At 41.7% G+C, this 7,644-nt stretch carries 6 protein-coding genes, 1 tRNA gene and 2 rRNA genes (1 of these 9 cut by a window edge); 6 read left to right on the top strand and 3 right to left on the bottom strand.

Annotation, left to right across the window (positions count from 1 at the left end):
* The 6 genes from ACFIMK_RS00305 to ACFIMK_RS00280 all read left to right on the top strand — a co-directional run.
* Positions 1-695, top strand: a 695-nt coding sequence (locus tag ACFIMK_RS00305; RefSeq protein ID WP_375682855.1) for a hypothetical protein, incomplete at its 5' end; no start/stop codon positions are given.
* A 10-nt stretch (positions 696-705) separates the two neighbouring features.
* A complete protein-coding gene (locus ACFIMK_RS00300; RefSeq protein WP_375638866.1) occupies positions 706-1,944 on the top strand; it encodes a DUF2087 domain-containing protein in 1,239 nt (412 codons plus the stop codon).
* 531 nt (positions 1,945-2,475) lie between these two features.
* Positions 2,476-3,630 carry an MFS transporter gene (locus tag ACFIMK_RS00295; RefSeq protein ID WP_375627878.1) on the top strand — a complete coding sequence of 385 codons (1,155 nt, stop codon included), beginning with the start codon at positions 2,476-2,478 and terminating at the stop codon, positions 3,628-3,630.
* A 9-nt stretch (positions 3,631-3,639) separates the two neighbouring features.
* Positions 3,640-3,804 (top strand): hypothetical protein, encoded by a 165-nt coding sequence (locus ACFIMK_RS00290; protein WP_375681550.1) that lies wholly within the window; start codon positions 3,640-3,642, stop codon positions 3,802-3,804.
* A 114-nt stretch (positions 3,805-3,918) separates the two neighbouring features.
* On the top strand, positions 3,919-4,257 hold the full coding sequence (locus ACFIMK_RS00285; RefSeq protein WP_375612582.1) for a hypothetical protein: 339 nt from the start codon (positions 3,919-3,921) through the stop codon (positions 4,255-4,257).
* Complete coding sequence (locus ACFIMK_RS00280) at positions 4,236-4,337, top strand: DUF2087 domain-containing protein (protein ID WP_375612583.1); 102 nt, start codon at positions 4,236-4,238, stop codon at positions 4,335-4,337. Before ACFIMK_RS00285 ends, ACFIMK_RS00280 begins: the two co-directional genes overlap by 22 nt.
* Before the next feature lie 1,327 nt (positions 4,338-5,664).
* Here ACFIMK_RS00280 and ACFIMK_RS00275 read toward each other — a convergent pair.
* The 3 genes from ACFIMK_RS00275 to ACFIMK_RS00265 all read right to left on the bottom strand — a co-directional run.
* Positions 5,665-5,741: transfer RNA gene (locus ACFIMK_RS00275), tRNA-Met, on the bottom strand.
* Between the two features lie 108 nt (positions 5,742-5,849).
* Positions 5,850-5,964, bottom strand: a 5S ribosomal RNA gene (gene rrf / locus ACFIMK_RS00270).
* Between the two features lie 66 nt (positions 5,965-6,030).
* Positions 6,031-7,644, bottom strand: a 23S ribosomal RNA gene (locus ACFIMK_RS00265); it runs 1,201 nt beyond the window's last position.

The raw sequence follows: 7,644 nt of genomic DNA, 5'->3' as shown, positions 1-7,644 counted from the left end.
AAAAAAAAAACGATAACATCATGCAACAAGACCCTATAGGCTTAAACTTTTACAATGGAACAGGCGGCTACGTGTGGCAACTGGCAAACTATATGCGACATGATTGTTATGAGAGCTCCCACATACTTGAATTGCAAAAACCAACGCCGCCCATAGCCATCAATTCTTTCGCTGTCTACCCAAGTGAACTTAATCCTTTATCACACGTTCAATGGGCAAAAGATGTACAAATAATAAAAAACAAACCAGCACTCATTGGCAAACGGCAAATACAACCCATCACCATTGTTTCTATAAAAGGAGCGGCATTTGGCGGATTCGACTTTCCCACATTTGAAGCACTTCGTGAAGGCTGCCTTGTCCAATCACTGAGGGAAATACAATTCAATGATACTCTTCTTGCCTCTGGAAGTCTTTTGATATCACTTTTACAACACGGTCTCATCGAAACAGATCAAAAAGCATTTTCAGAAAATGATGCAACCGCTCTTTTACGAGAGCCAACATGTATTATCATAGATTCTTCTCTTGGCAGTCTTGCCATTAATCAACTCAATGGGCGTACAATCCGGCTTCATGAAAAAACAAAACATCTCTTGAAGCAAGCCACCACACCAATACGTATTCAATATCCGCTAGAGGATTCAATAAAGTTTTTTATAAAAGCAGGAATGCTACGATTGGTAAAATTATAAGGATAAAAAGATGCAGCTGATAAGACCTGGCATGGGAACAGAAAATAGTGCACAGCTCATTTATGCGCTTATTCAAATGGCAAGACCACGCACAGTCATTGAAATCGGTGCTGGTGATAGTACGTGCTTTATCGCAAAAGCACTTCAAAAAGCGAAATTATCATGGCAACAAGATAAAAAACTTTTAGAATCTTCCACCTGGGAAGAGCGCACAACTTTGCTTGATCCTTCAGGAATCCTTGAGAATTACGAACCTCGGCTTATCACCATTGATGATTTTACAGTCGAAGGTCAATCAGCCGAAGAAGCATGGCAAGAACTGCTTCAAAGCGGTATTGAAAAAGATACTGTAACATTTATCCATGAGAATTTCTTCTCTCTCGATGAAAGCACCCTCAAATCTTGGGGACCAATAGATTTTGCTTGGCTTGATGCTGGAACCCCAGCAGATGATGTGCGATTTGTTATAACCCTTTGGGAACACATCACCGCGGGTGGTTATCTATGTCTGCATGAACCAACAATGACAACAACGGTTGCTCTCAATGGGGCACAGCGGGTGCGACGTGTCAGAACTCCCATCTGGGAAGAAATTCTCTACCGGCTTGATGGCTCCTATGAAGCTTTAACACTCCCCGAAAACCACAAATATCGCCAGGGTGGTCTGGGGATTATTCGCAAACGCACCCCAGCCGAACAAATTGTACGCGCACAATCGCTACAAGCAGAACTCATAGAAATCAATGAAATTCCCATTCGCAATGATCTTTTGCCCATGGGGAAAGAAACCCTTCACAAACGCAATACCCGCAATTCACTGATCTCTGCCATGACGTCACCGACACTGCGTACTGTTTATGCCGCCATTATCCTTGGTGCAAAAAATCTTACTGATATCCTCAAACATGTCGATTCAGATGCCAAAAACATTCACAAATCCATCAATCGCCTTTTGAATCTCGGACTTATTCACAACACAACAGAAGGATTTCAAGCCGAAGAGACAGTGTGGAAAATGCTAGAAAATAAACATGAGCGGAATAGGGAAAATTTAAGCGACCGCCATTTAGAAACAGAAGAAATGCTATCAAAAATTGGTGAAGCCTTTCAGAAGGAAAAAATCTATAGCGAAACGGAAGTTTCCAAGATATGCAACCTCTTTACGATAGACTTTGCCCGATTACGACGCACTCTTGTTGAGAGAGGTTTTTTACAACGCCATGGAGGAAAATATCAACGCATGCGCTAAAAGAGAATTGAAAAATGATTAGCGAACGCTATCGTTTTTCTTCTCTATTTCAAGAGAATGAATAACCTTCCACTAAAAAAATATAATTTCATTAAAAGGTTACAAAATCATTCATCCCATTCATATGTTGACAATCTATGGAGATGAGATTAGCGTGCCCTCTTCGCAAGAGATGCAATGGGGAGGAACAAGAGTGCGGGATGCCAATTGGTTATCAAAAAGGATTGGGTGGTTATCAAAAAGAATTAGAAATAGTCAAAACCATCAGGAGAAGATATAGGATCAAGGTCTCAATGATCTTACGATTGTTGCGCGAACATCCGGGCACAGTGTTGTTGCTCAATCCAAATCATGCTCGATATTTCTAAAAACATCGTAGAAAAAACAATATTCTTGCATTGGACTGGCTAGTGAATCAAGAAAGATACTATTTCAACGAAATGTGCACAGCAGAAATAGGGCTGGCAAAACTTCCTCAAAAGATACAACAAAATGTCTTTGATCATTTAACAACACTTCTATGGAAATTCCATGGGCAAAAATAAAATTCCTTTTTTCATCTATAGCACAGTTTTTCTTTCTGAATTTTCCTTTTTCTTTGTACTCCCTCTGCTTGGAAACTCTTCTCTCATAACTGCTGCCAATGTTGCTTTTTATCTCGCTGGATCGGTAATCCTTGAAAGCATTCTCATGGTAACCACAACAGGTTTATTAGAAAGATTTTCGCGTAAACTCTTAATGGCTACCGCCTTTATTTTAAGGAGTAGCGCTTTTGTGTGCATTATCCTATCGCTCACACCTTCTGCATGGTTGATCTTTTTTACCTTAATGGCTTTTTCGAAAGCAATTTCAAAGCCATTTTTGAGAGAAATTTTATCAGAACATCTCAATGAAAATGCTCTTAAACGCGCATTAACTCTCTATTCTTTTTTTCAAAATGCTGCTGTCGTTATCGCCCCTCTTGTTGCAACGAGTGCCATAAAATACAACGCATCAACCTTCTTAATGGCTTTTTTTGCACTCATTGGTTTGTATCTTTGTGTTCTATCCATTCAAATTGTTTATCATTACCCGCATAAAACATTATCTCTTGAAAAGAATAAAAAAACAAAAAAAGCTCTTCTTTCTTCTTTAAAAACAATAATACATAATCGTTCTATTGCTTATTTGCTGGTCACGGCTTTGCTTTGTGCATTCCTCATGGGAATTTTCATCACCACCACAACACTTCTCAGTAAATTTGACAGCAATCTCGCCCCTTATAGTGGAATTTTCTTTTCAATTGTTGGCATCAGTATTTGTATCTGGCAAGGAATAATCAATAAACATCTCAGCCTTTCCGATAAATCAACTTTCTACCTATTATGGCTTATGGGAAGTTTCTCCTCATTTTTCCTCATGGGTGGGGTCTTTACCGCTGTGACTGCATTAATTGCCTACAGTGTCTATGAATCTGTCATGATTCCAGAAATATACTATCAAGCAGGGAAAACAACCCCATCCCTCTCTGCCAGTGTTCTTTTCAGTTATATTCTTGTTATTTCAAATATTGGCCAAGCCGCCGGCTCATGGACAAGTGGATGGATTATCAGCCATTTCAACAATCATATCGCTTTCACCTTTTGCATGATTGTTGGTGCCTCCGCCTTTGCTTCTTGCCTTTGCCTCATGCAAACGAAAAAATAAGCAGCTTCCATGTCACATATAGTTTTTGCAACCGGTGGCACAACAAGAGCACTCAAAACACTTCGCCATAAATGGCTCAATTATGATTTTGTAACACACTCTGCGGCAAAAAAGCTCAAAACGGTCTTTAAAGATTGCTCTGTAAACGCCGTTGCAAATTGTCTCATAGCTTAAAGGATTATGGGATAGACAAGCGTAAGGTAGCTACATTCTGCACGAATAATATTCTATTGATATCCATGTGCAACACAGCCAAAGCATTTTTCTTATAATTCGCTCATTTCTGCCATGACCTCACCGACACTACGCGCTGTCTATACTGTTATTATACTTGGTGCTAAAATTCTTTCTGATATCCTCAAACTTGTCAATTCAGAGACCAAAAACATTCACAAATCTATTAATCGCCTTTTAAACCTTGGTCTTATTCAAAACACAACAAAGGGATTTCAAGCAATCGATAAATTATGGCAAGCGCTAGAAGATAAAAATGTACGAAATATGGAAATTTTTAGCGATCGCCATTTAGAAACAGAAGATATACTTACAAAAATTGCAGAAGCATTTAAAATAGGGAAAACTATCGCGAAACGGAAACATCAAAAATATGTAGCCTTTTTACTTTAGATTTTGCGAGATTAAGACGAATCTTGGTGGAAAATGGATTTTTAAGACGATATGCAAGCAAATATCAGCGCATACGTTGAAAGAAAAAATTCAAGCATTTGAGTTTTTCTTATGCAGCGTTTTGTTTTTTTGTTTTCTGTAAAGAGAGTTTAGGCCAGCTATGCGCCCCCCTTAGTATTTAGTGGTATAGATAGTTTGGAGTTCAAGGAATTGTGTACAGTTTTTTGTTGCAAAAAGTTGCAGATTGTTTTGAGGATGAAGATATACAGGTACACATAGAACAAAGGGAGGGATGATATTAAAATCCAAGAGAATCTGAGTTTAGATTTAGTCCTTGCGCGCCCTTTAAGTGCGTGGCATTACGTACCTATACGTTCTTCCCCTACCCTACTTAATTTTATAATAAGACAGCTCCTTATAAAAAACAGCACTATTCTTACATACCATAGCCATTTTCTCTTTACAGGCTTTCTGCTATCAACATAACACTTTACCCTCTTAAAACACTGTTTGCAAAAGGTTTGCATCATTACAATGATCATAGGCATGGGCTTGCTACCCCAAAAAGCTTTCTAGGTAAAAATCCCCCTTAGTATTTAGTGATATAGATAGTTTGGAGTTCAAGGAATTGTGTACAGTTTTTTGTTACAAAAAGTTGGCAGATTGTTTTGAGGATGAAGATATACAGGTACACATAGAACAAAGGGAGGGATGATATTAAAATCCAAGAGAATCTGAGTTTAGATTTAGTCCTTGCGCGCCCTTTAAGTGCGTAGCATTACGTAGCTTAATGGCTTTTACCCCCCCTTGCTTTCCGAAGGTGCATGATGATTAGTAGGCATGCCCCTTAGTTCTTATTTGGGTTTTGTACGTGGGAAGAGTTTTGAGTGATTAGCATTTTACTCCATGCGTTTACGCGTTACACCTGTTTTTTCCTGCTTTTATTTTCAGAGATTGATGATATTTTTGTTTTGCAGTACTAAGAAGAGCTTTTAGATTTATCGTTTAGAGAGAAGAAAGCATTCTCTCCCTGCCTCTGCCTAGCACTGCTTCATTAGGGTATGCCCCTTATTAATCCTATTGCATTCTTTTATGAGATGAGAAGGCATCCGATCCAGTTTCAAAGCCGCTCCTAGGTATTGGTAGTTTTACGAGCAACTAGTTTTTCTAGTTTTTTTTGATAAGTTTCTATGAGAAAAGTGTAGCAGAAAGGGGAACTTATGTATGTAAATTACTGACTTTGTAAAGAGACAATAGTATGGATTTTTTTTAATTTTATAAGCTTTTTTAATTAGGCTTATTGAGCATATTATCTCTTTCGTTTGACACTATCTTTGTTTAGATTGAGAAGAGCAAAGTTACTATTACGTCCCTGCTGATATTATAAGGTAGGTGGTGATTAAGAAGTGGTTGCGGGGGCAGGATTTGAACCTGCGGCCTTCAGGTTATGAGCCTGACGAGCTACCGGGCTGCTCCACCCCGCGTCATATATTTTAAGACAAGATTTTTTTATTGTCTACTCTGAGTATTGAGCATTGATATTTATCGTTACATTTTTATTTTTGAATTGTTATCTATCATGCCTTTAGCAGACCTGGCGGCGACTTACTCTCCCGTGCCTTAAGGCAAAGTACCATCAGCGCTGGAGCGTTTCACGGCCGAGTTCGGGATGGGATCGGGTGCGTTCACTCCGCCATAACCACCAAGTCAGCAAAAAGCATGAATGATGAGAAGCTGGAATTTTATATTTTTGAAAGAATATGGGAAATGAGAACGATCAAGTCGATCGAACGATTAGTATCAGTAAGCTTCATGTGTTACCACACTTCCACACCTGACCTATCAACGTGGTGGTCTACCACGGTTCTCAGGGAATACTCGTTTTCAGGTGGGTTTCCCGCTTAGATGCCTTCAGCGGTTATCCCTTCCGTATATAGCTACCCTGCTATGCGGCTGGCGCCACAACAGGTCCACCAGAGATACGTCCATCCCGGTCCTCTCGTACTAGGGACAGATCCTGTCAATATTCCTACACCCACGGCAGATAGGGACCGAACTGTCTCACGACGTTCTGAACCCAACTCACGTACCGCTTTAAATGGCGAACAGCCATACCCTTGGGACCTGCTCCAGCCCCAGGATGCGATGAGTCGACATCGAGGTGCCAAACAACCCCGTCGATATGGACTCTTGGGGGTCATCAGCCTGTTATCCCCGGCGTACCTTTTATCCGTTGAGCGATGGCCCTTCCACACGGGACCACCGGATCACTATGACCGTCTTTCGACTCTGCTCGACTTGTCAGTCTCACAGTCAGGCAGGCTTATGCCATTGCACTCAACAAACGATTTCCGACCGTTTTGAGCCTACCATCGCGCGCCTCCGTTACTCTTTAGGAGGCGACCGCCCCAGTCAAACTACCCACCATACACGGTCCCGAATCCGGATAACGGACTGCGGTTAGACATCCATATCGGTAAGGGTGGTATTTCAAGGATGACTCCACAAGAGCTAGCGCCCCTGCTTCAAAGTCTACCACCTATCCTACACATACAGACACAAATGCCAGTGTAAAGCTATAGTAAAGGTGCACGGGGTCTTTCCGTCTAACCGCAGGAACCCCGCATCTTCACGGGGAATTCAATTTCACTGAGTCTACGTTGGAGACAGCGGGGAAGTCGTTACGCCATTCGTGCAGGTCGGAACTTACCCGACAAGGAATTTCGCTACCTTAGGACCGTTATAGTTACGGCCGCCGTTTACTGGGGCTTCAATTCAATGCTTGCACATCTCCTCTTAACCTTCCAGCACCGGGCAGGCGTCAGACCCTATACGTCGTCTTGCGACTTCGCAGAGCCCTGTGTTTTTGGTAAACAGTCGCTACCCCCTGGTCTGTGCCACCCTCTAACGGTTGCCCGCTAAAGGGTCACGCTTCTTCCAAAGTTACGCGTGCAATTTGCCGAGTTCCTTCAACGTAGTTCTCTCAAGCGCCTTAGTATTCTCTACCAGTCCACCTGTGTCGGTTTGGGGTACGGTCTATATGTGGGAGCTATTTCCTGGAACTGCTTCACTGCAAGATCAATCCAATAAGATCTTACAATATACGCAATCCGTCACTACCCACAGGTCCACGAATATTAACGTGGTTCCCATCGACTACGCCTTTCGGCCTCGCCTTAGGGGCCGACTCACCCTGCTCAGATTAACTTTAAGCAGGAACCCTTGGACTTTCGGCGAGGGAGTCTCTCACTCCCTTTATCGTTACTCATGTCAGCATTCTCACTTCCGATACCTCCAGGAGCTCTCACGAGTCTCCCTTCACAGGCTTACGGAACGCTCCGCTACCACTTACTCCATAAGGAGTAAATCCACAGCTTCGGTGTATGG

Origin of the sequence: Bartonella sp. AP280QHHD (genome assembly GCF_042196125.1) — a bacterium.
Classification (GTDB): Bacteria; Pseudomonadota; Alphaproteobacteria; order Rhizobiales; family Rhizobiaceae; genus Bartonella.
This window is presented reverse-complemented; position numbering and strand designations above follow the sequence as displayed.

Coding starts and splice junctions, on each gene's coding strand:
- ACFIMK_RS00295 (WP_375627878.1), top strand. CDS start 2,476: ATGGGCAAAAATAAAATTCCTTTTTTCATCTATAGCACAGTTTTTCTT.
- ACFIMK_RS00285 (WP_375612582.1), top strand. CDS start 3,919: ATGACCTCACCGACACTACGCGCTGTCTATACTGTTATTATACTTGGT.
- ACFIMK_RS00290 (WP_375681550.1), top strand. CDS start 3,640: ATGTCACATATAGTTTTTGCAACCGGTGGCACAACAAGAGCACTCAAA.
- ACFIMK_RS00300 (WP_375638866.1), top strand. CDS start 706: ATGCAGCTGATAAGACCTGGCATGGGAACAGAAAATAGTGCACAGCTC.